At 52.9% G+C, this 25,885-nt stretch carries 20 protein-coding genes, 3 tRNA genes and 4 rRNA genes; 14 read left to right on the plus strand and 13 right to left on the minus strand.

The window, feature by feature from the left end:
- The first annotated feature begins 92 nt into the window (after positions 1 to 92).
- The 6 genes from dprA to BN3796_RS03380 are packed head-to-tail and all read left to right on the plus strand — an operon-like array spanning position 93 to position 3,879.
- Positions 93 to 1,217, plus strand: a complete 1,125-nt coding sequence (gene dprA / locus BN3796_RS03355) for a DNA-protecting protein DprA (protein ID WP_061706994.1) — start codon at positions 93 to 95, stop codon at positions 1,215 to 1,217.
- Entirely contained in the window at positions 1,189 to 1,662 is a 474-nt protein-coding gene (smg, locus tag BN3796_RS03360; protein WP_061706995.1) for a DUF494 family protein Smg, read from the plus strand. The genes dprA and smg overlap by 29 nt, the downstream gene beginning before the upstream one ends.
- A 29-nt stretch (positions 1,663 to 1,691) precedes the next feature.
- Complete coding sequence (locus tag BN3796_RS03365) at positions 1,692 to 2,234, plus strand: DNA topoisomerase family protein (RefSeq protein WP_061706996.1); 543 nt, start codon at positions 1,692 to 1,694, stop codon at positions 2,232 to 2,234.
- 4 nt (positions 2,235 to 2,238) lie between these two features.
- A complete protein-coding gene (gene tsaC, locus BN3796_RS03370) occupies positions 2,239 to 2,811 on the plus strand; it encodes an L-threonylcarbamoyladenylate synthase type 1 TsaC (protein WP_061706997.1) in 573 nt (190 codons plus the stop codon).
- Positions 2,812 to 2,815: 4 nt separating this feature from the next.
- Positions 2,816 to 3,634 carry a shikimate dehydrogenase gene (gene aroE / locus BN3796_RS03375; RefSeq protein ID WP_061706998.1) on the plus strand — a complete coding sequence of 273 codons (819 nt, stop codon included), beginning with the start codon at positions 2,816 to 2,818 and terminating at the stop codon, positions 3,632 to 3,634.
- Positions 3,631 to 3,879 carry a DUF1488 family protein gene (locus BN3796_RS03380; RefSeq protein ID WP_061706999.1) on the plus strand — a complete coding sequence of 83 codons (249 nt, stop codon included), beginning with the start codon at positions 3,631 to 3,633 and terminating at the stop codon, positions 3,877 to 3,879. Before aroE ends, BN3796_RS03380 begins: the two co-directional genes overlap by 4 nt.
- Here BN3796_RS03380 and BN3796_RS03385 read toward each other — a convergent pair.
- On the minus strand, positions 3,840 to 4,409 hold the full coding sequence (locus tag BN3796_RS03385) for a gamma carbonic anhydrase family protein (protein WP_061707000.1): 570 nt from the start codon (positions 4,407 to 4,409) through the stop codon (positions 3,840 to 3,842). The genes BN3796_RS03380 and BN3796_RS03385 overlap by 40 nt on opposite strands.
- A gap of 475 nt (positions 4,410 to 4,884) precedes the next feature.
- Between BN3796_RS03385 and BN3796_RS03390 the strand changes: the two genes are divergently transcribed.
- The 7 genes from BN3796_RS03390 (at position 4,885) to rrf (BN3796_RS03420) (ending at position 10,255) form a co-directional block, all read left to right on the plus strand.
- Positions 4,885 to 6,424: ribosomal RNA gene (locus tag BN3796_RS03390) — 16S ribosomal RNA — on the plus strand.
- A 68-nt stretch (positions 6,425 to 6,492) separates the two neighbouring features.
- Positions 6,493 to 6,569, plus strand: a tRNA-Ile gene (locus BN3796_RS03395).
- A 106-nt stretch (positions 6,570 to 6,675) separates the two neighbouring features.
- Positions 6,676 to 6,751: transfer RNA gene (locus tag BN3796_RS03400), tRNA-Ala, on the plus strand.
- Between the two features lie 175 nt (positions 6,752 to 6,926).
- Positions 6,927 to 9,830, plus strand: a 23S ribosomal RNA gene (locus BN3796_RS03405).
- 64 nt (positions 9,831 to 9,894) lie between these two features.
- Positions 9,895 to 10,010 (plus strand): 5S ribosomal RNA (rrf, locus tag BN3796_RS03410).
- A gap of 14 nt (positions 10,011 to 10,024) precedes the next feature.
- Positions 10,025 to 10,100, plus strand: a tRNA-Thr gene (locus tag BN3796_RS03415).
- Between the two features lie 39 nt (positions 10,101 to 10,139).
- Positions 10,140 to 10,255, plus strand: a 5S ribosomal RNA gene (rrf, locus tag BN3796_RS03420).
- The 16S, 23S and 5S rRNA genes sit together here with 3 tRNA genes alongside, the layout of an rRNA operon.
- 93 nt (positions 10,256 to 10,348) lie before the next feature.
- On the opposite strand, the gene BN3796_RS03425 is transcribed toward rrf (BN3796_RS03420), so the two are convergent.
- The 7 genes from BN3796_RS03425 to BN3796_RS03455 form a co-directional block, all read right to left on the minus strand.
- On the minus strand, positions 10,349 to 11,107 hold the full coding sequence (locus tag BN3796_RS03425) for an amino acid ABC transporter ATP-binding protein (protein WP_061707001.1): 759 nt from the start codon (positions 11,105 to 11,107) through the stop codon (positions 10,349 to 10,351).
- Positions 11,108 to 11,114: 7 nt separating this feature from the next.
- On the minus strand, positions 11,115 to 12,218 hold the full coding sequence (locus BN3796_RS03430) for an amino acid ABC transporter permease (protein WP_061707002.1): 1,104 nt from the start codon (positions 12,216 to 12,218) through the stop codon (positions 11,115 to 11,117).
- A 9-nt stretch (positions 12,219 to 12,227) separates the two neighbouring features.
- On the minus strand, positions 12,228 to 13,409 hold the full coding sequence (locus tag BN3796_RS03435; RefSeq protein WP_061707003.1) for an amino acid ABC transporter permease: 1,182 nt from the start codon (positions 13,407 to 13,409) through the stop codon (positions 12,228 to 12,230).
- Positions 13,410 to 13,471: 62 nt separating this feature from the next.
- Positions 13,472 to 14,497 carry an amino acid ABC transporter substrate-binding protein gene (locus BN3796_RS03440; protein ID WP_061707004.1) on the minus strand — a complete coding sequence of 342 codons (1,026 nt, stop codon included), beginning with the start codon at positions 14,495 to 14,497 and terminating at the stop codon, positions 13,472 to 13,474.
- Between the two features lie 466 nt (positions 14,498 to 14,963).
- Positions 14,964 to 15,185, minus strand: coding sequence for a lipoprotein (locus BN3796_RS03445; RefSeq protein WP_061707005.1), 222 nt, complete (start codon positions 15,183 to 15,185; stop codon positions 14,964 to 14,966).
- A gap of 312 nt (positions 15,186 to 15,497) precedes the next feature.
- Complete coding sequence (locus BN3796_RS03450; protein ID WP_061707006.1) at positions 15,498 to 18,611, minus strand: efflux RND transporter permease subunit; 3,114 nt, start codon at positions 18,609 to 18,611, stop codon at positions 15,498 to 15,500.
- Positions 18,612 to 18,622: 11 nt separating this feature from the next.
- Complete coding sequence (locus tag BN3796_RS03455; protein ID WP_061707007.1) at positions 18,623 to 19,762, minus strand: efflux RND transporter periplasmic adaptor subunit; 1,140 nt, start codon at positions 19,760 to 19,762, stop codon at positions 18,623 to 18,625.
- 382 nt (positions 19,763 to 20,144) lie between these two features.
- On the opposite strand from BN3796_RS03455, the gene envR reads away from it, so the two are divergent.
- The gene (envR, locus tag BN3796_RS03460; RefSeq protein WP_061707008.1) at positions 20,145 to 20,792 is read left to right on the plus strand and encodes an acrEF/envCD operon transcriptional regulator; all 648 of its coding nucleotides are present in this window, start codon (positions 20,145 to 20,147) and stop codon (positions 20,790 to 20,792) included.
- On the opposite strand, the gene BN3796_RS03465 is transcribed toward envR, so the two are convergent.
- The 5 genes from BN3796_RS03465 to BN3796_RS03485 form a co-directional block, all read right to left on the minus strand.
- The gene (locus BN3796_RS03465) at positions 20,787 to 22,871 is read right to left on the minus strand and encodes a putative bifunctional diguanylate cyclase/phosphodiesterase (protein WP_061707009.1); all 2,085 of its coding nucleotides are present in this window, start codon (positions 22,869 to 22,871) and stop codon (positions 20,787 to 20,789) included. The genes envR and BN3796_RS03465 overlap by 6 nt on opposite strands.
- A gap of 143 nt (positions 22,872 to 23,014) precedes the next feature.
- On the minus strand, positions 23,015 to 23,179 hold the full coding sequence (locus tag BN3796_RS03470; RefSeq protein ID WP_061707010.1) for a DUF2556 family protein: 165 nt from the start codon (positions 23,177 to 23,179) through the stop codon (positions 23,015 to 23,017).
- 178 nt (positions 23,180 to 23,357) lie between these two features.
- On the minus strand, positions 23,358 to 23,654 hold the full coding sequence (gene fis, locus BN3796_RS03475; RefSeq protein WP_000462905.1) for a DNA-binding transcriptional regulator Fis: 297 nt from the start codon (positions 23,652 to 23,654) through the stop codon (positions 23,358 to 23,360).
- Positions 23,655 to 23,760: 106 nt separating this feature from the next.
- Positions 23,761 to 24,768, minus strand: coding sequence for a tRNA dihydrouridine synthase DusB (gene dusB / locus BN3796_RS03480; protein ID WP_061707011.1), 1,008 nt, complete (start codon positions 24,766 to 24,768; stop codon positions 23,761 to 23,763).
- Positions 24,769 to 25,099: 331 nt separating this feature from the next.
- Positions 25,100 to 25,840, minus strand: a complete 741-nt coding sequence (locus tag BN3796_RS03485; RefSeq protein WP_061707012.1) for a carbonic anhydrase — start codon at positions 25,838 to 25,840, stop codon at positions 25,100 to 25,102.
- Positions 25,841 to 25,885 lie beyond the last annotated feature (45 nt).

The raw sequence follows: 25,885 nt of genomic DNA on the forward strand, positions 1-25,885 counted from the left end.
TATTACCTCTATTCTAGACAAATCCCCCTCCGATTGACAGCATCGCTGACCAATCGCAAAGATTGTTGAGGCTGCTTATGGCAAGGGAAAGGATGTCGTCTACAGAGTTATGGTTACGTCTGGTCAACACGGGAGAGCTCTGCGGCGAGGTTATGGTAAAAGCCGCAGAAAAGCTGACACTTTGCGACTGCATTAACGACGCCGAACTGGCGCAAGCGGGACTGACGAAAAAGCAGGCCGCCCGGTTTCTTCAACTTAAAGACGCAGAGCTTGAGCGTAGCCTTAGCTGGCTGGCGCAACCGGAACATCATCTGCTGACGGCCAGCGATCCTCGCTATCCGGCGCTGTTGCGCACCCTTACCGATTTTCCCGGGGCGCTTTTCGTAAAGGGCAATCTGGATGCGCTCAATTACGAGCAGTTGGCCGTAGTAGGTACCCGGGCTCCCTCCTGGTATGGGGAAAGATGGGGAAAACAATTTTCCGAAGAACTGGCTGGCCGAGGTTTTACCATTACCAGCGGACTGGCATGCGGTATTGACGGCATCGCACATCGCGCTGCGCTTGCCGCGTCAGGCAAAAGCATTGCGGTGCTGGGCAATGGCCTGTTTAGCATCTATCCCCGTCGTCATCAAAGCCTTGCCGATAACATTACGGCTGGTGGCGGGGCCCTTATTTCCGAATTTCCCCTGGCGGCTCCGCCCTGGCCAGGAAACTTCCCGCGCCGCAATCGCATTATCAGCGGGTTGAGCTGCGGTGTTCTGGTGGTGGAGGCGGCGATACGCAGCGGCTCGCTGGTAACCGCCCGCTGCGCGCTGGAGCAGGGGCGGGAAGTTTTTGCGCTGCCGGGGCCAATAGGTAATCCGGGCTGTGAGGGGCCGCACTGGCTGATTAAGCAGGGCGCTACGCCGGTGACAAGCGCGGATGAGATCGTTCAAAACTTGCGATACGGCTTGCAGTGGGTGGCGAATGAATCAGAAAAAACATTTTATTCGTCAGATCGGGATGAGGCGGCATTGCCATTTCCGAAGCTCCTGGCTAACGTAGGAGATGAGGTAACACCTGTTGACGTTGTCGCTGAACGTGCCGGCCAACCTGTGCCAGTAACGGTAGCACAGCTACTGGAACTGGAGTTAGCAGGATGGATCGCAGCTGTACCCGGCGGCTATGTCCGATTAAGGAGGGCATGCCATGTTCGACGTACTGATGTATTTGTTTGAGACCTACATCCAAAACGAAGCTGAAATGCGCGTGGATCAGGACCGACTCACTCGGGATCTTACCGATGCAGGATTTGAGCGGGAAGATATTTATAATGCGTTGATGTGGCTAGAAAAGCTGGCTGATTATCAGGACGGCCTCGCCGAACCGATGCAGCTTGCTTCCGATCCGTTGTCCGTTCGTATCTATACGGCAGAAGAGTGTGAAAGACTGGATGCCAGTTGCCGGGGATTCCTTTTATTCCTGGAGCAGATTCAGGTGCTCAACCTCGAAACCCGGGAGATGGTGATAGAACGCGTCATGGCGCTGGATACTGCAGAATTTGAACTGGAAGACCTGAAGTGGGTCATTCTGATGGTTCTGTTTAATATCCCGGGCTGTGAGAACGCCTATCAGCAAATGGAAGAATTACTCTTTGAAGTAAATGAAGGTATGCTGCACTGAAGTAATAATTGTGCGGCTCAAGAGTGGTTATGACGAAATCAGCACTGTTTACGGTGCGTAAAAATGAGCCCTGCCCGCAGTGCGGGGCTGAACTTGTCATTCGGTCCGGGAAACACGGCCCGTTTCTCGGTTGTTCTCATTATCCGGAATGTGACTATGTCCGTCCCCTGAAAAGCCAGGCGGATGGGCATATCGTGAAGGTTCTGGAGGGGCAGTTATGTCCGGCCTGCGGTAGTAATCTGGCGCTTCGGCAGGGGCGCTTCGGTATGTTTATCGGATGCAGTCGCTATCCTGAATGCGACCATACGGAACAGATCGATAAACCAGACGAAACGGCTATCGCCTGTCCGCAGTGCCAGCAAGGGCATCTGATCCAGCGGCGTTCCCGCTATGGTAAAACCTTTTATTCCTGCGATCGCTACCCTGATTGCCAGTTCGTTATCAATTTTAAGCCAGTAGCGGGCAGCTGTGCTCACTGCGGCTATCCGTTATTAATAGAGAAGAAAACAGCGCAGGGCGTAAAATGCTTTTGTGCCAGTAAACAATGTGGAAAGCCGGTTTCGGCGGATTAAACCTGTGAATAATAACCTGCAACCAGGCTCGGTCGCATATGCGGTTGAAGTCCTGAAAAATGAAGAAGTCATCGCCTATCCAACAGAAGCCGTATTTGGCGTAGGGTGCGATCCTGATAGTGAAAAGGCGGTAAATCGTCTGCTGGCATTGAAACAGAGGCCTGTTGAAAAAGGATTGATCCTCATCGCTGCCAGCTTTGCCCAGCTTGAGCCTTATATAGATGATTCCATGCTGACCGAACAGCAACGTGAAATCATTTTCGCTACCTGGCCTGGCCCTGTTACCTTTGTCTTTCCGGCCAGGCCGACAACGTCCCGCTGGCTGACCGGCCAGTTTGATTCGCTCGCCGTACGCGTGACGGATCATCCACTGGTAATTGAGCTCTGTGAAGCATTCGGCAAACCGCTGGTTTCAACGAGCGCAAACCTGACGGGGTTGCCGCCTTGCCGCTCCTCCCGGGAGGTCATTGCACAGTTTGGTGCTGAGTTCCCGGTCGTGGATGGGGAAACGGGTGGGCGCCTGAACCCGTCTGAGATCCGTGATGCGTTAACCGGCGAACGTTTTCGCCAGGGATAAAACAATGGAAACGTACGCCGTTTTTGGTCATCCGATTGCCCATAGTAAATCGCCATTCATCCATCAACAATTTGCCCAGCAGCTGGGTATCGATCATCCCTATGGTCGTGTTCTCGCGCCTTTAGAGGGTTTTACTGCAACGCTGAATGCTTTTTTTAACGAAGGCGGTAAAGGTGCAAACGTCACCATGCCTTTTAAGGAAGAGGCGTTTGAGCGGGCTGATGAGCTAACCGAGCGCGCAACGCTGGCGGGGGCGGTGAATACCCTGAAACGTCTGGAAGATGGACGGCTGCTGGGCGATAACACCGACGGGATTGGCCTGCTAAGCGATCTCGAAAGGCTTTCTTTTATCAAACCCGGTTTCCGTATTCTGCTTCTTGGGGCGGGGGGCGCCGCGCGCGGCGTGCTCTTGCCGCTTTTATCTCTTGATTGTGCCGTGACAATCGCCAACCGTACGCATAGCCGCGCCGGGGCATTAGCAGCGTTGTTTGCCCATACCGGTAGTGTGAAAGCGGCAGCGCTGGGGGATCTGAATGGAGAAAGCTTCGATCTCATTATTAATGCGACCTCCAGCGGCGTTGCGGGGGAACTGCCAGCCATCCCGCCCTCGCTGATTCATCCCCAGACGTTTGTTTATGACATGTTTTATCAGAAAGGAATGACGCCTTTTTTAAGCTGGTGTCAGCAACAGGGGGCAAAGCATCTTGCCGATGGACTGGGTATGCTGGTGGGCCAGGCGGCGCATGCGGTACTGCTTTGGCATGGCGTATTACCGGCGGTTGAGCCGGTGATCGATAAACTAAAACAGGAGCTGGCAAAGTGAACCAGGCGATTCAGTTCCCTGACAGGGAAATCTGGGATGAAGCTGCGCAGGCGGTTTGCTTCCCGGCTCTGATGCATGGCATGCAACTCACCTGTGCTATCAGCGGTGAGAGCCTGTGCAGCCGTTTTGGTGAGAACGATCCTCTGGAAAGCTTTCGGCTTCACCGCTGGGATCTTGAAGAAGAGGCCAGCGATGCCGTCAGCGATCAACAGGAAGACGAGCGGGGCTGGTTCTGGTTATCTTGATCCAGATACTCATCCTTCCATTTTACGTAGTTATTGGCTGAATAGTTCAACCCTTCGATCTCCGCCTCGGTTAAGGGGCGGATCTGTTTGACCGGGCTGCCCAGGTAGAGATAACCGCTCTCCAGTCGCTTGTTTTGCGGTACCAGGCTACCGGCCCCTATCATGACGTCATCCTCAATCACCGCGCCATCCAGCAAAATTGATCCCATACCTACCAGTACACGGTTGCCGATGGTACATCCATGCAGCATAACCTTGTGGCCAACAGTAACATTCTCGCCAATAACTAGCGGGTTACCCTCGGGTTTCGTGGAGGATTTATGGGTGACGTGCAGAACGCTACCGTCCTGGATATTGGTGCGCTTACCGATAGCGACATAATTGACGTCACCGCGGATAACGACCAGTGGCCAGATGCTCACGTCGTCAGCGATTCTGACGTCACCAATGACAACGCTGCTGGCGTCGATCATTACACGTTCCCCTTTTTGCGGGAAAAGATCTTTATAAGGACGTAACACTGGGAACATATCTACCTCGTTTAATTGGCGCTTTTAAGATGACTTTGAGCGCAACAGAGGCGGTGAGCAAGGGGAAAGTACGTCAAATTTTAATCAGATCGGCCAGGATCTGGTCGAAAAGGATGGAAAATCATCAATCAGCAAAAAAGATCTAAAAAACACTTGTGCTAAAAAATGGGATCCCTATAATGCGCCTCCATCGACACGGCGGATGTGAATCACTTCACAAACAGCCGGTTGGTTGAAGAGAAAAAATCCTGAAAAACAGGGTTGACTCTGAAAGAGGAAAGCGTAATATACGCCACCTCGCGACGGTGAGCTGAAAGCCGCGTCGCACCTGCTCTTTAACAATTTATCAGACAATCTGTGTGGGCACTCAGGTGACATGGATTCTTAATGTCTTCGGACAATAAATGAATACCAAGTCTCATTGAGTGAACACGTAATTCATTACGAAGTTTAATTCTTTGAGCATCAAACTTTTAAATTGAAGAGTTTGATCATGGCTCAGATTGAACGCTGGCGGCAGGCCTAACACATGCAAGTCGAACGGTAGCACAGAGAGCTTGCTCTCGGGTGACGAGTGGCGGACGGGTGAGTAATGTCTGGGAAACTGCCTGATGGAGGGGGATAACTACTGGAAACGGTAGCTAATACCGCATAACGTCGCAAGACCAAAGAGGGGGACCTTCGGGCCTCTTGCCATCAGATGTGCCCAGATGGGATTAGCTAGTAGGTGGGGTAACGGCTCACCTAGGCGACGATCCCTAGCTGGTCTGAGAGGATGACCAGCCACACTGGAACTGAGACACGGTCCAGACTCCTACGGGAGGCAGCAGTGGGGAATATTGCACAATGGGCGCAAGCCTGATGCAGCCATGCCGCGTGTATGAAGAAGGCCTTCGGGTTGTAAAGTACTTTCAGCGGGGAGGAAGGCGTTGTGGTTAATAACCGCAGCGATTGACGTTACCCGCAGAAGAAGCACCGGCTAACTCCGTGCCAGCAGCCGCGGTAATACGGAGGGTGCAAGCGTTAATCGGAATTACTGGGCGTAAAGCGCACGCAGGCGGTCTGTCAAGTCGGATGTGAAATCCCCGGGCTCAACCTGGGAACTGCATCCGAAACTGGCAGGCTTGAGTCTTGTAGAGGGGGGTAGAATTCCAGGTGTAGCGGTGAAATGCGTAGAGATCTGGAGGAATACCGGTGGCGAAGGCGGCCCCCTGGACAAAGACTGACGCTCAGGTGCGAAAGCGTGGGGAGCAAACAGGATTAGATACCCTGGTAGTCCACGCCGTAAACGATGTCGACTTGGAGGTTGTGCCCTTGAGGCGTGGCTTCCGGAGCTAACGCGTTAAGTCGACCGCCTGGGGAGTACGGCCGCAAGGTTAAAACTCAAATGAATTGACGGGGGCCCGCACAAGCGGTGGAGCATGTGGTTTAATTCGATGCAACGCGAAGAACCTTACTTGGTCTTGACATCCACAGAACTTGGCAGAGATGCCTTGGTGCCTTCGGGAACTGTGAGACAGGTGCTGCATGGCTGTCGTCAGCTCGTGTTGTGAAATGTTGGGTTAAGTCCCGCAACGAGCGCAACCCTTATCCTTTGTTGCCAGCGGTTAGGCCGGGAACTCAAAGGAGACTGCCAGTGATAAACTGGAGGAAGGTGGGGATGACGTCAAGTCATCATGGCCCTTACGACCAGGGCTACACACGTGCTACAATGGCGCATACAAAGAGAAGCGACCCCGCGAGGGCAAGCGGACCTCATAAAGTGCGTCGTAGTCCGGATTGGAGTCTGCAACTCGACTCCATGAAGTCGGAATCGCTAGTAATCGTGGATCAGAATGCCACGGTGAATACGTTCCCGGGCCTTGTACACACCGCCCGTCACACCATGGGAGTGGGTTGCAAAAGAAGTAGGTAGCTTAACCTTCGGGAGGGCGCTTACCACTTTGTGATTCATGACTGGGGTGAAGTCGTAACAAGGTAACCGTAGGGGAACCTGCGGTTGGATCACCTCCTTACCTTAAAGAACCTGCCCTGCAGTGCTCACACAGATTGTCTGATGAAAAGCGAGCAGTAAAACCTCTACAGGCTTGTAGCTCAGGTGGTTAGAGCGCACCCCTGATAAGGGTGAGGTCGGTGGTTCAAGTCCACTCAGGCCTACCAAATTTCTGCTGATGCTGCGTTGCGGCGACACTCACATACTGATGTATGCTTCTTGTCACCACGCCTTGCCTCAACAGAAATTACGGGTAACGAGGTTAACTACGATGGGGCTATAGCTCAGCTGGGAGAGCGCCTGCTTTGCACGCAGGAGGTCTGCGGTTCGATCCCGCATAGCTCCACCATCACTGCCCGTTTTATGAAAACCTTCAGAGTGCACTGTGAAGTGTACTGCGAAGTTTTGCTCTTTAAAAATCTGGATCAAGCTGAAAATTGAAACGACACACGAAAGTGTGTTCGAGTCTCTCAAATTTTCGCAATCACGATGATGAATCGANAAGAAACATCTTCGGGTTGTGAGGTTAAGCGACTAAGCGTACACGGTGGATGCCCTGGCAGTCAGAGGCGATGAAGGACGTGCTAATCTGCGAAAAGCAACGGCGAGGTGATATGAACCCCTGACCCGTTGATGTCCGAATGGGGAAACCCAGTGCAATCCGTTGCACTATCGTTAGCTGAATACATAGGCTAACGAGGCGAACCGGGGGAACTGAAACATCTAAGTACCCCGAGGAAAAGAAATCAACCGAGATTCCCCCAGTAGCGGCGAGCGAACGGGGAGCAGCCCAGAGCCTGAATCAGCATGTGTGTTAGTGGAACGGTCTGGAAAGGCCGGCGATACAGGGTGACAGCCCCGTACACGAAAGCACACGTGTTGTGAGCTCGATGAGTAGGGCGGGACACGTGGTATCCTGTCTGAATATGGGGGGACCATCCTCCAAGGCTAAATACTCCTGACTGACCGATAGTGAACCAGTACCGTGAGGGAAAGGCGAAAAGAACCCCGGCGAGGGGAGTGAAAAAGAACCTGAAACCGTGTACGTACAAGCAGTGGGAGCACCCTTCGGGGTGTGACTGCGTACCTTTTGTATAATGGGTCAGCGACTTATATTCTGTAGCAAGGTTAACCGTATAGGGGAGCCGCAGGGAAACCGAGTCTTAACTGGGCGTTAAGTTGCAGGGTATAGACCCGAAACCCGGTGATCTAGCCATGGGCAGGTTGAAGGTTGGGTAACACTAACTGGAGGACCGAACCGACTAATGTTGAAAAATTAGCGGATGACCTGTGGCTGGGGGTGAAAGGCCAATCAAACCGGGAGATAGCTGGTTCTCCCCGAAAGCTATTTAGGTAGCGCCTCGTGAACTCATCTCCGGGGGTAGAGCACTGTTTCGGCTAGGGGGCCATCCCGGCTTACCAACCCGATGCAAACTGCGAATACCGGAGAATGTTATCACGGGAGACACACGGCGGGTGCTAACGTCCGTCGTGAAGAGGGAAACAACCCAGACCGCCAGCTAAGGTCCCAAAGTCATGGTTAAGTGGGAAACGATGTGGGAAGGCCCAGACAGCCAGGATGTTGGCTTAGAAGCAGCCATCATTTAAAGAAAGCGTAATAGCTCACTGGTCGAGTCGGCCTGCGCGGAAGATGTAACGGGGCTAAACCATGCACCGAAGCTGCGGCAGCGACACTTATGTGTTGTTGGGTAGGGGAGCGTTCTGTAAGCCGTTGAAGGTGTGCTGTGAGGCATGCTGGAGGTATCAGAAGTGCGAATGCTGACATAAGTAACGATAAAGCGGGTGAAAAGCCCGCTCGCCGGAAGACCAAGGGTTCCTGTCCAACGTTAATCGGGGCAGGGTGAGTCGACCCCTAAGGCGAGGCCGAAAGGCGTAGTCGATGGGAAACAGGTTAATATTCCTGTACTTGGTGTTACTGCGAAGGGGGGACGGAGAAGGCTATGTCAGCCGGGCGACGGTTGTCCCGGTTTAAGCATGTAGGCTGGTTTTCCAGGCAAATCCGGAAAATCAAGGCTGAGGTGTGATGACGAGGCACTACGGTGCTGAAGTGATAAATGCCCTGCTTCCAGGAAAAGCCTCTAAGCTCCAGGTAACACGAAATCGTACCCCAAACCGACACAGGTGGTCAGGTAGAGAATACCAAGGCGCTTGAGAGAACTCGGGTGAAGGAACTAGGCAAAATGGTGCCGTAACTTCGGGAGAAGGCACGCTGGTGTGTAGGTGAAGCCCCTGCGGGTGGAGCTGAAACCAGTCGAAGATACCAGCTGGCTGCAACTGTTTATTAAAAACACAGCACTGTGCAAACACGAAAGTGGACGTATACGGTGTGACGCCTGCCCGGTGCCGGAAGGTTAATTGATGGGGTCAGCGGCAACGCGAAGCTCTTGATCGAAGCCCCGGTAAACGGCGGCCGTAACTATAACGGTCCTAAGGTAGCGAAATTCCTTGTCGGGTAAGTTCCGACCTGCACGAATGGCGTAATGATGGCCAGGCTGTCTCCACCCGAGACTCAGTGAAATTGAACTCGCTGTGAAGATGCAGTGTACCCGCGGCAAGACGGAAAGACCCCGTGAACCTTTACTATAGCTTGACACTGAACACTGGTCCTTGATGTGTAGGATAGGTGGGAGGCTTTGAAGCGTGGACGCCAGTCTGCGCGGAGCCGTCCTTGAAATACCACCCTTTAATGGCTGGTGTTCTAACGTGGACCCGTGATCCGGGTTGCGGACAGTGTCTGGTGGGTAGTTTGACTGGGGCGGTCTCCTCCCAAAGAGTAACGGAGGAGCACGAAGGTCAGCTAATCCTGGTCGGACATCAGGAGGTTAGTGCAATGGCATAAGCTGGCTTGACTGCGAGCGTGACGGCGCGAGCAGGTGCGAAAGCAGGTCATAGTGATCCGGTGGTTCTGAATGGAAGGGCCATCGCTCAACGGATAAAAGGTACTCCGGGGATAACAGGCTGATACCGCCCAAGAGTTCATATCGACGGCGGTGTTTGGCACCTCGATGTCGGCTCATCACATCCTGGGGCTGAAGTAGGTCCCAAGGGTATGGCTGTTCGCCATTTAAAGTGGTACGCGAGCTGGGTTTAGAACGTCGTGAGACAGTTCGGTCCCTATCTGCCGTGGGCGCTGGAAGATTGAGGGGGGCTGCTCCTAGTACGAGAGGACCGGAGTGGACGCATCACTGGTGTTCGGGTTGTCATGCCAATGGCACTGCCCGGTAGCTAAATGCGGAAGAGATAAGTGCTGAAAGCATCTAAGCACGAAACTTGCCCCGAGATGAGTCTTCCCTGAGACTTCGAGTCTCCTGAAGGAACGTTAAAGACGATGACGTTGATAGGCCGGGTGTGTAAGCGCAGCGATGCGTTGAGCTAACCGGTACTAATGAACCGTGAGGCTTAACCTTACAACGCCGAAGATGTTTTGGCGTGAGAGACCGATTTTCAGCCTGATACAGATAACAGAATTTGCCTGGCGGCTTTAGCACGGTGGTCCCACCTGACCCCATGCCGAACTCAGAAGTGAAACGCCGCAGCGCCGATGGTAGTGTGGGGCCTCCCCATGCGAGAGTAGGGAACTGCCAGGCATCAAATTAAGCGTGCTGATATGGCTCAGTTGGTAGAGCGCACCCTTGGTAAGGGTGAGGTCCCCAGTTCGACTCTGGGTATCAGCACCACTTTTATGGTTAAAGTTCGGCACGTAGTAAAAGAATTTGTCTGGCGGCTTTAGCGCGGTGGTCCCACCTGACCCCATGCCGAACTCAGAAGTGAAACGCCGTAGCGCCGATGGTAGTGTGGGGTCTCCCCATGCGAGAGTAGGGAACTGCCAGACATCAAATAAAGAAAAGGCCATCCGTAAGGATGGCCTTTTTGCTTTTAACCACATTCTTACCCGACAGGTAAATCCCGTCGGGCAACGGAAGCATTAATGGATCACCTGTGACAAAAAGGCGCGAGTTCGCTCCGATTTCGGCTGGGCGAAAAACTCCTCCGGCGGTGCCTGTTCAACAATCTCCCCTCGATCCATAAAGATCACTCTGTCTGCAACCGTCCTCGCAAAGCCCATCTCGTGCGTTACGCAAAGCATCGTCATTCCTGACTGCGCCAGTCCAATCATAGTGTCCAGCACCTCTTTTACCATCTCCGGGTCGAGCGCAGAGGTCGGTTCGTCAAACAGCATGATCTTGGGCTTCATGCAGAGCGAGCGCGCTATGGCTACGCGCTGCTGCTGCCCCCCGGATATCTGTCCGGGAAATTTATTGGCATGCTCTGCAATACGTACACGTTCCAGATAGTGCATCGCCAGCGCTTCCGCCTCCTTTTTTGGCATCTTACGCACCCAGACTGGGGCCAGCGTGCAGTTCTGTAAAACCGTGAGATGGGGGAAAAGATTAAAATGTTGAAAGACCATGCCCACTTCCTGGCGAACACGCTCGATATTGCGGATATCTTCATTCAATTCAATACCATCAACGACAATGCGCCCTTGCTGATGCTCCTCCAGGTGGTTAATACAGCGAATCGTTGTTGATTTGCCGGAACCCGAAGGGCCGCACAATACGATACGCTCCCCCTGTCTGACCTTAAGATTGATATCTTTCAGGACGTGAAACTGCCCATACCATTTATTAACATTTTCCAGCGTGATCATCGCGTCAGCAGGGGTCATAGTTATTTGGCTCATAAATTCCTCAGTGCGGCGTACGCCCGGTGTTAAAGCGCTTCTCCAGATGCTGGCTATAGCGCGACATGCTAAAACAGAAAATCCAGTAGATAAGAGCGGCAAAAACATAACCTTCAGTCGACATGCCCAGCCAGGCAGGATCAACGGTCGCCTGCTGCACGCTGCTGAAGAGATCGAACAGGCCGATAATGATCACCAGGCTGGTATCCTTAAAGAGAGCGATAATCGTATTGACCAGCCCCGGTATTACCAGCTTGAGCGCCTGAGGAAGAATAACCAGCCCCTGCATTTTCCAGTAGCCAAGCGCCAGAGACTGTGCAGCTTCATACTGTCCTTTCGGCAATGCCTGCAGACCGCCTCGCACCACTTCTGCAACATAGGCTGACTGGAACAAAATTACGCCCACCAGCGCACGGATAAGCTTGTCGATGGTGGTTCCCTCCGCCATAAACAGCGGCAACATTACCGATGACATGAACAGTACGGTAATCAGCGGTACCCCACGCCAGAATTCAATAAATATCACGCTGAGAATACGGACTACCGGCATCGTGGAGCGTCGGCCAAGCGCCAGTAAGATCCCAAGCGGCAAGGCGCCGGCAATTCCGACGGAAGCGATAATAAGCGTCAGCGTCAGCCCGCCCCACTGGCGCGTCTCTATACGCTCCAGACCGAAAAAACCGCCATAGAGCAGCACCCAGACGACAATGGGATAAAGTACGGCCCAGCAGGCCAGGTAGCGTCCACGACGGGGTAAGCCTTTCAGGAACATCGGTATAATCGATGCCAGCCCTACAATCAGCGCCAGGTTAATGCGCCAGCGCTGATCGTGGGGGTAAAGACCATACATGAACTGTCCGAAACGCTGATGAATAAATACCCAGCAGGCGCCGTCCCGGGTGCAGTCGGCGCGGGTAGAACCTACCCAGTTAGCCTGCAGAAACGCCCAGTTCAACAGCGGTGGGATCAGTTCCCACATCAGCCACAGGCTAAAGAGAGTGAGCAGCGTGTTGCTCCAGGAGGAGAACAAATTTTTCCTCACCCAGGTGATGTAACTCCGGGTTCCGGCGCCGGAAGCGCGCGGGGCATGAGACAGAACGGCTTTTGTCATAATGGCTCCTTAGCGCTCAACCAGTGCGATACGACGGTTATAAATATTCATCAGTAAGGAGATAACCAGGCTGATAATCAGGTAGACCGACATGGTCATCGCGATCGTTTCGATAGCCTGCCCGGTCTGGTTCAGAACGGTACCTGCGAACAGGGAGACCATATCGGGGTAGCCAATAGCCGCCGCAAGGGAGGAATTTTTAACGATGTTAAGGTACTGGCTGGTCAGCGGTGGAATGATCACGCGCAACGCCTGCGGAATAATAACCTGTCGCAGCGTTACTGGATGGGGTAACCCAAGCGAGCGAGCGGCTTCATGCTGACCATAGGGAACGGCCTGAATACCCGCGCGAATAATTTCGGCAATAAACGCAGAGGTATAGACCGAAAGCGCCAGCGTCAGCGCCGCCAGCTCCGGGACCAGGACCATCCCACCGCGGAAGTTAAAGCCGCGTAACTGCGGAATATCCCAGTGCAGCGCGGCGCCGGCGCTCCAGTGCGCCAGCAGCGGTAAACCGATAATTAGCAGCAGCATGACGGGCCACGTCCGGCGAAGCTGACCGGTTTTGATCTGATGCGCGCGGTTATAGCGAAACAGCCCTGCAGAGAGAAGCGCAGCCACAACCAGGGCGGCAATGAAAGCATAAAATCCCTCGCCTGTTACTGGCGAGGGGATGTACAAACCGCGATTACTCAGATAAAACAGATCAAGCGCATCGACCGCCTGCCGTGGGCCTGGCAGATTGCGCAGCACGGCAAAATACCAGAAGAAAATCTGCAGCAGCGGGGGAATATTACGAAATATCTCGATATAGACAGTTGAAAGCTTACGCAGCAGCCAGTTGTCAGAGAGCCGTGCCAGTCCAATAAAAAATCCCAGAAATGAGGCGAACACGATACAGAGCGCAGAGACCAGCAGCGTATTCAACAGCCCGACCAGAAACACACGCCCGTAGGTGTCCCCTTCCTCATAGTCAATCAAATGCTGAACTATCCCGAAACCCGCCCCACGCTCCAGGAACGCAAAGCCGGAAGTAATGCCGCGATTGCTCAGGTTTATTACTGTGTTATGAATTAAGTAGACCGCAACCACCGCGACGGCGACGATGGCAATAAGCTGAAAAAGCCAGGCGCGCACCGCAGGGTGAGAGAAAGAGAGCTTTCCTTTGGCGGCAAAGCGGCGATGGAACATAAAAACCTCTGTGACCATGACTCTGGAGAGGGCACCGCAGCGGTGCCCGTTAAAGCAATGAATTAACGAACAGGCGGGGCGTATTGAATACCGCCGTTGTTCCAGAGGTTGTTCTGACCGCGTTTGATCTTAAGGGGGCTTTCCGAACCAACGTTACGCTCAAAGATCTCGGCATAGTTTCCGACATGCTTGATGATGTTATAAGCCCATTTATTATCAAGCTTAAGATCCTTTCCGTAATCGCCCTCTTTACCCAGCAGATGTGCCATATCAGGTGTTGTCGGGTTGGCCGCTTTCTCATCAACGTTCTTCGAGTTCACGCCCATCTCTTCTGCGTTGAGCATGGCAAACAGCGTCCAGCGAACGATAGAAAACCATTCATCATCGCCGCGGCGAACAACCGGGCCGAGAGGCTCTTTGGAGATAACCTCCGGCAGGACAATCCATTCAGCCGGGTTGCTGAGCTTAATACGCAGGGCATAAAGCTGGGACTGATCGGAGGCTAACGTATCGCAGCGACCCGATTCGAGCGCTTTGGCCGATTCGTCAGAACGATCGAAGGTGACGGGAGTGTAGTTCATCTTATTGGCTTTGAAGTAATCCGCCACGTTGAGTTCAGTGTCTGTCCCTGCCTGGATACAGACGGTGGCGCCATCGAGCTCTTTGGCACTCTTCAGGCCCGCTTTATTGTGGGTAAGAAAACCGATACCGTCATAGTATGTGACACCGGTAAATGACATTCCCATTCCCGCATCGCGAGAAGAGGTCCAGGTGGTATTGCGCGAAAGCAGATCCACCTCGCCCGATTGCAGGGCGGTAAAGCGCTCTTTCGCCGTCAACGGGGTGTATTTAACTTTAGTATCATCGCCGAAGAGGGCAGCCGCCACGCCGCGGCAAACATCAACATCAATACCGGAAAATTTTCCATTCGCATCCGCATAAGAAAAACCAGGCAGACCGTCACTAATACCGCACTGTACAAATCCTTTCTTTTTAACTGCATCCAGCGTGGTGCCAGCATGTGCCGAACCGGCTACAGCAAGCAGCACGCCTGCAGCGGTCAGGCTGGCTATTATCATCTTTTTCATAATGCATCCTGTGTAGCGAAATTATCGTTATTAAGAGTGGTTTTAACGCATTGACCTGCAGGGGTAATGGCTGACGTTCATAAAGCAAACGTAATGCCAGGTTTTTGCATTCGGTAAAAATTGAGATTCCAGAACGCGTAAAGGTGAGTGTAGACAGGAATAAAAAAAGCGCGTGCCCTCTTATGGTGCGAAATTACAACCTGCGCCACAAAACAGAGCAAAAGTTTTCAGACACGCGTGTTAAAAAAGTCGATAATTGCTGTCGTGAATAATGGGCAGTAAATGATTAGCCATCAAGTGTGAATTTAATCACACTATAACAGGCGATTTAATTTAAGTGCCGGAAAATAACAGGGAGCCGAAGAGGGAATATTTATTCTGCGTGAAAGGCAGAGGCTTTTTCAAAGAGACGATGCATGGAAATAGTGCAAAAGCGCGGCAGGTACCGCGCTTTTGGCAGAAAGGGTTATTTGGTCAGCGCCACGATGCCCAGCGTCAGGCCTGCGAGGGCGGCTGCACCACCGGCGATAGCGCCTGCGGTTTCCCAGTTATCCTGAGTGGTTCCTTTCATGCAGGTATTGGTATGAACCAGTCGACCCTGATCATCGTAAACCGGTACGCAAGGAGAGTCGTGCGCGCAACCTGCCAGTACTGTTGCGAGCAGTGCAACCGAAATGAATCTTTTCATAATGTTACCTCAGAATTATCAGCTTGCCCGCTATTAAACCGTTTAGGTATTTAACGAACAGGTTGCTATTTTATCACTACTCAGGAATGCAAAGATAAGAAGAAAACTCTCAAATTATGTGCTTTGTAAATTTCGTGGAGAAAGACGATTCGCCAGCACGATATTATGGAAAAAAGATGGAGGTAAACGTTTATTGACTTATTTTATATTGGAGGGCGATATTTATTATGCAGAATAATACAGTAAATATTTACGCTAACCCGTTGTTTAAATTAAAAAGAAAAGGCGTCTTGCGACGCCTTTTCAACGGGTTTATTTCACAGACCGGGTAAACCGGCTTCTCACGACCACAAAAAATACCGGAACGAAGAAGATCGCCAGTAGCGTAGCGGAGAGCATTCCGCCCATTACGCCGGTACCCACTGCGTTTTGCGCGCCGCTGCCTGCGCCGTGGCTAATCACCAGCGGCAGCACGCCGAGGATAAAGGCGAGAGAGGTCATCAGGATAGGACGCAGGCGCATACGCGAGGCTTCCAGCGTCGCCTCAATAAGGCCTTTGCCCTCTTTATCCATCAGGTCTTTAGCAAACTCGACGATAAGTATGGCGTTTTTGGCGGACAAACCAATCGTCGTCAGTAGCCCTACCTGGAAGTAAACGTCATTATTCATGCCACGCAGCGATGCGGCAAGCAGTGCCCCCACCACGCCGAGCGGTACAACCAGCATGACCGAGAACGGAATCGACCAGCTCTCATACAGCGCGGCCAGGCAGAGGAATACCACAATCAGCGAAATCGCGTACAGCGCAGGCGCCTGGCTGCCGGACAGTCTCTCCTGATAGGACATACCCGTCCAGTCATAGCCAATACCGTTTGGCAGTTTCGCCGCCAGGTTTTCCATCATCGTCATGGCTTCACCGGTGCTTCGGCCAGGAGCCGCTTCACCCAGCAATTCCATGGACGGCATGCCATTGTAGCGCTCCAGGCGTGGTGAACCGTAGATCCAATGAGCGGAACTGAACGTGGAGAACGGCACCATCTCGCCATTAGAGCTACGAACATAGAGATTATTGATGTCTTTCGGCAACATACGGAACTTGGCGTCGGCCTGGACGTAGACTTTTTTCACGCGGCCACGGTCAATGAAGTCGTTGACGTAATAACCCCCCAGCGCAGCGGAGATGGTTTCGTTGATATCAGACAAGGAGACGCCAAGAGCCTGCGCTTTTTCCTGATCGACATCCAGCTTGAACTGTGCCGTGTCTTCAAGGCCGTTTGGACGTACGCGAACCAGTAAATCAGGATGTTTGGCAACCATACCCAACAGCTGGTTACGCGCCTGCGTTAAGGCGTTATGTCCCAGCCCCCCCTGGTCAATCAGCTCAAAGTCGAAGCCGGTTGCGGTACCCAGTTCAACAATCGCTGGCATGTTGAAAGGGAACACTAAACCATCGCGAATCTGGCTAAACGCCCGGGTTGCGCGAGCAATAATAGATTGAACATTATTGTCGGCGCCGCTACGTTCTTCCCAGGGCTTAAGGCTGACGAATGCCATCCCTGAGTTTTGTCCCTGACCGCTGAAGCTAAAGCCGTTCACGGTAAAGACGCTTTCGACGTTCGCCTTCTCATTGTTCAGGTAATAGTGAGTAACCTGATCCAGCACTTTCTGTGTGCGCTCTTGCGTCGCACCGGCCGGAAGCTGGATCATCGTCAGAAATACGCCCTGATCTTCCTCTGGCAGGAAGGAGGTCGGGAGACGCATAAACAGTACCGCCATTCCAACCACGATAATCAGATAGACGATAAGGTAACGCCCGGCTTTATGAACAATACCGCTGACGCTGTTGGTGTAATGGTTGACGCTATGATCGAATCTGTTGTTAAACCAACCGAAGAAACCGCCTTTTTTCTCGTGGTGCTCTGCGGATACGGGCTTCAGCAAAGTCGCACAAAGCGCTGGCGTCAGGATTAATGCGACCAGTACCGAGAGCGCCATAGCGGAAACGATGGTGATGGAAAACTGCCGATAAATCGCCCCGGTTGAACCGCCAAAGAAGGCCATCGGGATAAATACCGCGGAGAGCACCATGGCGATACCGACCAGCGCTCCCTGGATTTGTGACATCGATTTTTCCGTCGCCTCTTTTGGCGGCAGATTATCTTCCATCATCACACGTTCCACGTTTTCCACCACGACTATCGCATCATCAACCAACAGGCCAATGGCGAGCACCATCCCGAACATCGTCAGGGTGTTTATCGAGTAGCCAAACGCGGCAAGGACGGCAAATGTGCCTAGCAGTACAACAGGGACGGCAATGGTTGGAATGAGCGTTGCCCGGATGTTTTGCAGGAACAAATACATCACCAGGAATACCAGTATGATTGCTTCAAACAGCGTTTTAACCACTTCATGAATGGAGATGGTCACAAACGGCGTCGTATCGTACGGATAAACAACTTTCATTCCCTGCGGGAAGAAAGGCTGTAGCTCTTTCAGCTTCGCTTTGATGGCGTTCGCGGTATCCAGCGCGTTTGCCCCGGTCGCCAGTTTGATACCGAGACCGGATGCCGGTTTGCCGTTAATACGGGCAACGACATTATAGTTTTCACCGCCTAACTCAATACGGGCGACATCCTTCAGATGAACAACTGAACCGTCGCTGTTCACGCGCAGGGTGACTTTACCGAACTCTTCCGGATCTTTCAGTCGTGTCTGCGCAATGATTGAAGCGTTTAGCTGCTGGCCTGGTAATGCTGGCGTACCGCCTAACTGACCGGCAGCAATCTGGTCGTTTTGAACCTTCAACTGATTAATGACATCAACCGGCGTGAGTTGATACTTGTTCAGCAAGTTCGCATCCAGCCAGATACGCATCGCATACTGCGCACCAAACAGCTGTACGTCGCCGACGCCGTTCAGACGGCTGATGGGATCTTTAACGTTAGAAGCAACGTAGTCGGAAATGTCATCCTGTGTGGTGTGCGGATCGTCAGAAACAAAACCTGCAACCATCAAAAAGCTGCTGCTCGATTTCTTAACGCTGATACCCTGCTGCTGGACTTCTTGGGGCAGTAACGGGGTGGCGAGCTGCAGCTTATTTTGCACCTGAACCTGAGCGATATCGGGATCGGTACCGGACTGGAAGGTCAGCGTGATAGTCACGCTCCCTGCTGAATCGCTGGTGGAGGACATATACATCAGGTTATCGATACCGTTCATGTTCTGTTCGATAACCTGCGTGACGGTATCCTGCACTGTCTGCGCATCAGCACCTGGGTAGGTGGCGGAAATCGCTACGGCAGGAGGCGCGATAGTGGGGTATTGCGCTACGGGCAGCTGCATGATCGCCAAAGCACCGGCCATCATCAGAATGATCGCCAGAACCCAGGCAAAAATTGGCCTTTGGATAAAAAAGTTAGCCATGTCGTGATCCCTTAACTGGCTTTGTTGGCAGCAGTGTCAGGGGTGGCCACTACCGTGACGCCCGGACGCACTTTTTGCAAACCGCTTACGATCACACGATCGCCATTTTTCAGCCCTTCGCTAATCAGCCAGCGATCGCCGATGGCCTGAGAGGCGACGACGTTACGCAACTCCACCTGATTTTTGTCGTTAACGACCAGCACGGTCGCATCGCCACGCGGCGTACGGGTAACCCCTTGCTGCGGGACAAGCATGGCATTTGGCTGGATCCCTTCGTCAATGCGGGCGCGTACAAACATGCCCGGCAGCAGGGTATGCTGCGGATTAGGGAAGACCGCGCGAAGCGTAATGGAGCCGGTACTCTCATCCACGGTGACATCAGAGAACTGCAGCGTCCCTTTCAGCGGGTAGGGCTGGCCATTTTCCATTATCAGCTGGACGCTGCTGGAGTCGTTTCCTTTCTGCAGGCTGGACTGCTTAAGGCGCATGAACTCGTTGCTCGACTGCGTCACATCGACGTAGATAGGATCAAGCTGTTGCACGGTCGCCAGCGCTGTCGCCTGGCCGTTGGTAACCAGCGCCCCTTCGGTGACGCTTGATTTCCCGATACGGCCGCTGATGGGGGAGGAGACTTTGGTATAGGCGAGATTGATACGCGCCGATTCAACGCTTGCCTGTGCCGCAATTACGCTGGCGTCAGCCTGTCTGGCGTCCGCGACCGCCTGGTCATACTCCTGTTTACTGACGTACTGCGTACCGACCAGCGGCAGGTAACGCTTCACCGTTAAGTGTGCGATGCTGGCTGCGGCCTGCGCTTTCGCCAGCTCGCCTTTGGCGCTGTCATAGGTGGCCTGATAAGTGGCGGGATCGATTTGATATAACGAGTCGCCTGCTTTTACGTCGCTGCCTTCGGTGAAGTTCCGCTTCAGGACGATACCGCTCACCTGAGGGCGAACTTCCGCTACGCGATAAGCATCGGTGCGGCCAGGCAGTTCGGTCGTAACTGAAAGCGGCGCGCTTTTCACAACATGAACGGTGACCTGAGGAGCTTGAGCGTGCGGTTGCTGGTTTTCCTGACCATCGCATCCAGCAAGCAGCGCGGCGCAGATAATGAAACCTGATAAGGGTAAAAGCCTGAAGTGAGTCGTCATTACTGTTCCTTTAAATACTAATTACCGATATTTGCCGTGAATCGGTGAGATAGGTGAGGGGCAAAAAATCAGAAAGTCGGCGGGTATCATAATGATGATATTTTGACAGCTTTAATTTATAAGTGCGGCACCGGATAATATGCGTTAAAAACCAGAATTAGACGTGGTCTGGAAAGAGAAGAAGTGGAGTGGCATTGTGCTGGTGAGTTTATTTTAGGGACAACGGATATCTTTCGTGAATTGATTATTTTAATTCATTCATGGTGTGAATTGATTAATCGTGCTCCCGTTTTTTGTGCAAAAAAGTATAGCCCGTCTGAGAGATACTATTGCCGAAAAGTCTTTCACGTCTTTCTGCAACAAACCACATAAGGTATGGCTTATGGCGCGCAAAACCAAAGAAGAAGCCCTGAAAACCCGGCAACTCCTGATTGAGGCGGCTATCACTATGTTTGCCACGCGGGGAGTAGCCAACACCACGCTGGGCGACATAGCGGACGCCGCAGGGGTGACGCGCGGTGCGGTCTACTGGCACTTCTCCAGCAAAGCAGAAATATTTAATGCGATCTGGGAACAACAGCCCCCGCTCAGGGCATTTATAAAAGATAAAGTCGCGGTTGTTGCCGGTAGTGAACCATTGTTATTACTTCGTGAAATTTTTATCGCGTCCCTGCAATTTATTGCGCGAGACGCCCGGCAATGCGCGTTATTGCAAATTCTCTATCATAAGTGTGAATTTAGTGCTGATATGATGTCAGAGTGTGAAATTCGTAAAAAAATCTTTTTCAATTCACAAAATATACAACGTATTCTCGAGGAAGGAGTGAAAACACTCCGGTTGCCCTCCACCCTTAATATCGATATTGCCATGATTATGTTGCATGGTTTTTTTAGCGGAATCATTAAAAACTGGTTAATGAACCGGGAGAGTTTTAATCTCTGTCAGCAGGCGCCGGTGCTGGTGGATAACATTCTGGCGACGCTGCAAATCCAGTGCGAGCCGCCAGTGATGTTAGAAAAGGCTTCATAAGGCTGGCGTACCCTCAGGCGGCACCGCCTGGCTGCAGAGCGCGTCGACAGCCTGCGGCGTCACCGGTTTGCCCAGCAGATAACCCTGTAGCGTATTGCAGCCAAGCTGTGTAAGAAACGCCTGCTGAGCGGTCGTTTCCACCCCTTCCGCCACTACCTTCAGATTGAGCGTTTTAGCCAGCGCGACGATGGCGGAGACAATGGTCGCATCTTCGCTCTCTCCACTGAGTTCCTTGACGAAGGCGCGATCGATTTTTAACTCGCACGCCGGCAGCCGCTTCAGATAGAGGAGGCTGGAATAACCGGTGCCAAAGTCATCAATAGAGGCTTTTACGCCCGCGTTGGTCAGCTCCGTTAATACCCTCACGCTTTCGTCAGGGTTGCTCATCGCCGTTGTCTCGGTCACCTCCAGGATCAGCGATTCCGGCGGTAGCTGGTGTCTCGCCAGGCAATCCAGAACGGTCCGGACGAGGGCCGGCTGCTCAAACTGTAGCGTCGAGAGATTTACCGCCATCGACCACTGGGTATGCCCCTGCAGATGCCACTCCCGCAGCTGGCGGCACGCTTCGTTGATAACCCAGTTTCCCAACGGCACGATCAGGCCGGTCTTTTCCGCCAGCGGCAAAAAGAGGTCCGGCGACAGGAGGCCCTGCTGCGGGTGCTCCCAGCGCAGCAGCGCCTCAAAGCCGAGGATCGGGCCTGCCGGGGCATGAAACTTCGGCTGATAAAGCAGACGAAACTCATGACGATCCAGCGCCAGCCAGAGATCGTTCATCAGCTGCAGATGCGCCTGCGCCAGGGTGTTCATGGAGGGCTGAAAAAAGTGATAGCCGTTACGGCCAACGTGCTTGGTGTGATACATCGCCGCGTCGGCATTGAACATCAGCTCGCGGTCGGTTTTCCCGTCATGAGGATAGAGCGCAATGCCGATGCTGACCGTCACGACCAGTTCATAGGGATCGATGGCGAAAGGGGTGTCAATGGCGCGCACCAGCGCGCTGGCAAGCGACGCGGCGTCGTCCGGCTCGTCCATTTCCGCCAGCAGGACAAATTCATCGCCGCCGATACGGGCCAGAGTAAACTGGCCTTTCAGCAGCTGGTGTAGCCGTTCGGTTACCGCGATCAGCAGCTTATCGCCGACATCATGTCCGTAGGCATCATTAACTGCCTTGAAGCCGTCGAGATCCATAAACATAAGTGCAAAATGGGTGCCTTCCCGATCGGCTTTACTGATCGCCTGATCGAGACGATCCTCCAGCAGGATACGGTTAGGCAAGCGTGTCAGGGTGTCATGCAGGGCCAGCTGAGCCAGTTCGCGGTTAGCCTCGGCAAGTGAGGAGGCCAGCAGGGATGTTCTGGCCTGAAGGCGGGCGTCGAGCATGGAAACCAGAAGCGTAATACCCAGAATAGAGAGCGCGACCACGCTAACCAGTATGGCCAGCCAGCCGCCGTCGAGGCCATGATGGTGCATCGTCGTCGTCGCGGGAAACTGCGCCGCCTTCATACCCGCATAGTGCATCCCTGCGATGGCGATCCCCATCGTCAGCGCCGCGCCAAGGCGCAACAGTGCATCCTGAGCGGTTTCATGGCGCAGGCGGAACGTCAGCCACAGCGCGATCAGGGAGGCGAGTAGGGCGATAACGACCGAAATGGCTACCCAGGTTTTATCCCAGACGATCCCGGCAGAGACCTCCAGCGCAGCCATACCGGTGTAGTGCATGGCAATAATCCCCGTCCCCATCACAAAGGCGCCGGGAAGCAGGCGGCGAAGCCGTAGCTGCTCCCGGCTCACCAGCCAAAGCGCAAACAGCGACGAGACAATAGCCACAAGCATGGAAAAGAGGGTCAATCCTGTGCGGTAGCTCATGCTCATGGAGAGATCCATGGCCAGCATGCCGATAAAGTGCATAGCCCAGACGCCGATCCCCATGGCGATACCGCCGCCCGCAAGCCAGAGGCGGGCCGCCAGACCTTCGCTTTTGGCGACGCGTGTAGCCATATTCAGGGCGGTATAGGCGGCGAGAATGGCGACCACAAAAGAGGTAACGACGAGGATTTGGTTGTATTGGCTAACCAGCATGGTGTGATAATCCCGGACTCAAGGAGACGTTAAGCCGCCGCGCATGGAAAAGGCAGGACATTATCATCGTAAGGTATTGACGAAAAGAGATTTAAATCCCTCATTTTCGTGGGTGATAGCCACCAGTTTTGGGACGTTAGCGCTTATTCGAGCTCGGAACAGTTCACTAGCCGCAGCGGGTTGACGGAGTCCATATTGCGGCATTTGTCCGTCTCGGTACTAATCCATTCCAGCCACTGCATCAGCAGTGCATCGAAGAGAAAGACAGAGACAGCAAAAACAATCAGCCAGCCATATTTGCGAATCATCGTGGTGTTCCGGGAAGAGAGAGCCGTGAGGTGGTGGAAATATACACGAATTGCAAAGGTTGAAAAGGGGGAGGAGGCGAGGTTTACAAACCCTTGACGCAGCGGCAGAAAGCCAATAAAAAAGGCGCTTCCCCATGCCGGTTCGCGCCTTTTTACACAAGCCTTGAGCTAACCGAAATTAGTTCATGCCGTATTTTTTCAGTTTCTTACGCAGAGTACCACGGTTGATACCCATCATCAGGGCAGCGCGGGTTTGGTTACCGCGGGTGTATTGCATCACCATGTCCAACAGTGGCTGTTCAACTTCAGCCAGTACCAGCTCATACAGGTCATTAACATCCTGACCGTTCAGTTGAGCAAAATAGTTCTTCAGTGCCTGTTTAACCGAGTCACGCAGGGGTTTTTGAGTAACCTGATCCTGAGAGTTAACGGTAGAAACGGTCAGTACGTCAGAATTTACGCGTTGTTCGAACATAGTTCTGTTAGCTCTTTATTTCTGTTTTACACTTCATCTTTCAACTGCCTCATCGCTGGCTGCCTTCGTTCATCGTGGACCCCTGCAGCTGCAGGTTTCCGGCGATTCACTCAGCCGCCGCCCCGACGCGACCTGAATGATTTTGTGTATACGCAAAATTTTCGAAGTATGCCTCCAACGCCTCCAGCTGTTCGCTGGCGTCCTCTATGGCGTTGAATGTGCGCCGAAACTGGTCATTTGGAGCATGCTCCTGGAGATACCAGGAGACGTGTTTACGCGCAATTCGGTACCCTTTTGCGTGGCCGTAAAAGTCATGCAATTCCCGAACATGCGCACAAAGCAAGCGCTTAACCTCTGCCAAAGGCAGCGGGGCCAGCAACTCCCCAGTGTCCAGATAATGCTGGATTTCCCGAAAGATCCAGGGTCTTCCCTGAGCTGCACGTCCTATCATCAGAGCATCAGCTCCCGTATAGTCAAGCACAGCTCTGGCTTTAAGCGGGTCAGTAATGTCGCCATTCGCGATAACCGGAATGGAAACTTTCTGCTTAACTGCCCGAATGCTGTCATATTCCGCATGACCGTTGAACAGACAGGCGCGGGTGCGTCCATGAATGGTCAGGGCCTGGATACCACAGTCTTCGGCCAGTTGGGCAATTTCTACACAGTTACGGTGTTCCGGCGCCCAACCTGTGCGAATCTTCAGCGTGACAGGAACGTCCACCGCCTCGACAACCGCCGTCAGGATTGACTTCACCAGATCGGGGTATTGCAGAAGGGCTGAACCTGCCAGCTTGCGATTCACCTTTTTTGCCGGGCAGCCCATATTGATATCGATAATCTGGGCGCCGCTTTCAACGTTAATGCGCGCGGCTTCCGCCATCTCTTCAGGCACGCTCCCCGCAATTTGCACGGTGCGAATCCCTGGCTCATCAATGTGCACCATCCGTAAGCGAGATTTATCACTTTCCCAGACCTGCGGGTTAGACGACATCATCTCGGAAACGGTTAACCCTGCTCCCATCTCATAGCACAGCGTCCTGAAAGGCCGATCTGTAATGCCTGCCATAGGTGCTGCGATCAGGCGATTTCTGAGCTGGTGGTGTCCGATGCGCATGAGTTAAGAAATGACCATACTGTGACTGCAAGGCGGCGTATATTACGCATTTTTTTCATGAGATGAAAGGCCAAACTTTGAACAATCCACTGTTGTAGATCAATGAATCGCCGTCTGGGAGGCGTCGGTCAATTTATTCGATATTAAAATCATTGGCTTATATAGAATCGATGATTTTATAAGCGCTTACAAATTCCCTTAACTTCTCACCTTTTCTGCATAAATGAATCCAAAGAATGGGATAATCTGCTGTTTTAAGCAGCAGATTATCGTCACCATTTGCGATCTGTATCCCATTTCAGGTAATAATCGCAAACGGCAAAAACGCGCGTTATTCAACCACCACGCGACCGTGCATCGCCTGCACCGGTCGGTTGTTCGGATGATGCATGGTATGGGCGAATTTCTTAAGCTGCGCTTCTGAAAGCGTGAGCGGATGCTTTAGCACGATCCAGGTCACCCCTTCTGAACAGGGCGGTGTGGTCAGCGAACCGCTGAAACGCCAGTACGTTTTCTCCTTTGGCAGCAAATTATTCAGGTTGAGATGCGTGGTAAGGGTGGCCGTTTCGCCCGCTTTTTCCGGCATGGTATGCCAGAGCTTTTCCAGCTCGTCGCTGGCCGCGCCCTGATTAAACATCACCGCGACTACCGCCACTTCGCCTGCGGCATTTTTATGAACGAGGTGCAGCTCCATCGCGTAATGTTTGCCGTGAATGGTATTTTCGCTCGGCGCATGAAAATGGAACTGCTGTAGCGTCCAGGATTGACCATCAAGCGTGATGGTGTCGCGGGTATTTTCCTTTTCGCCTGCCTGAATCGTATGCCCGTTGTTGGTCAGCGTCACCGGGCCATCGGCGTAGTGGGTTTTGAGAGGGGAGATATGGGCCTGATAAGTTGAATCGATATTAATCGGGGACTGGTACATCCCGGTCTGACAGGCTTTGTAGGCCTCATCCAGCTCGCCCCAGTGTTCCGGTGCCCCTTCGCCGTCATAGCTCCAGTGGGAGGCGTAGACGGAAGTCGACATAATACTAAGCGCCAGTAGCGCTACCTTGCCAGTTAAACGTGTCATGATATTCATCCAGTGAATTTATAAGCGATAAATGTATTGTTAAAT

Source organism: Pseudenterobacter timonensis (genome assembly GCF_900021175.1).
GTDB classification, from domain to species: Bacteria; Pseudomonadota; Gammaproteobacteria; order Enterobacterales; family Enterobacteriaceae; genus Enterobacter; species Enterobacter timonensis.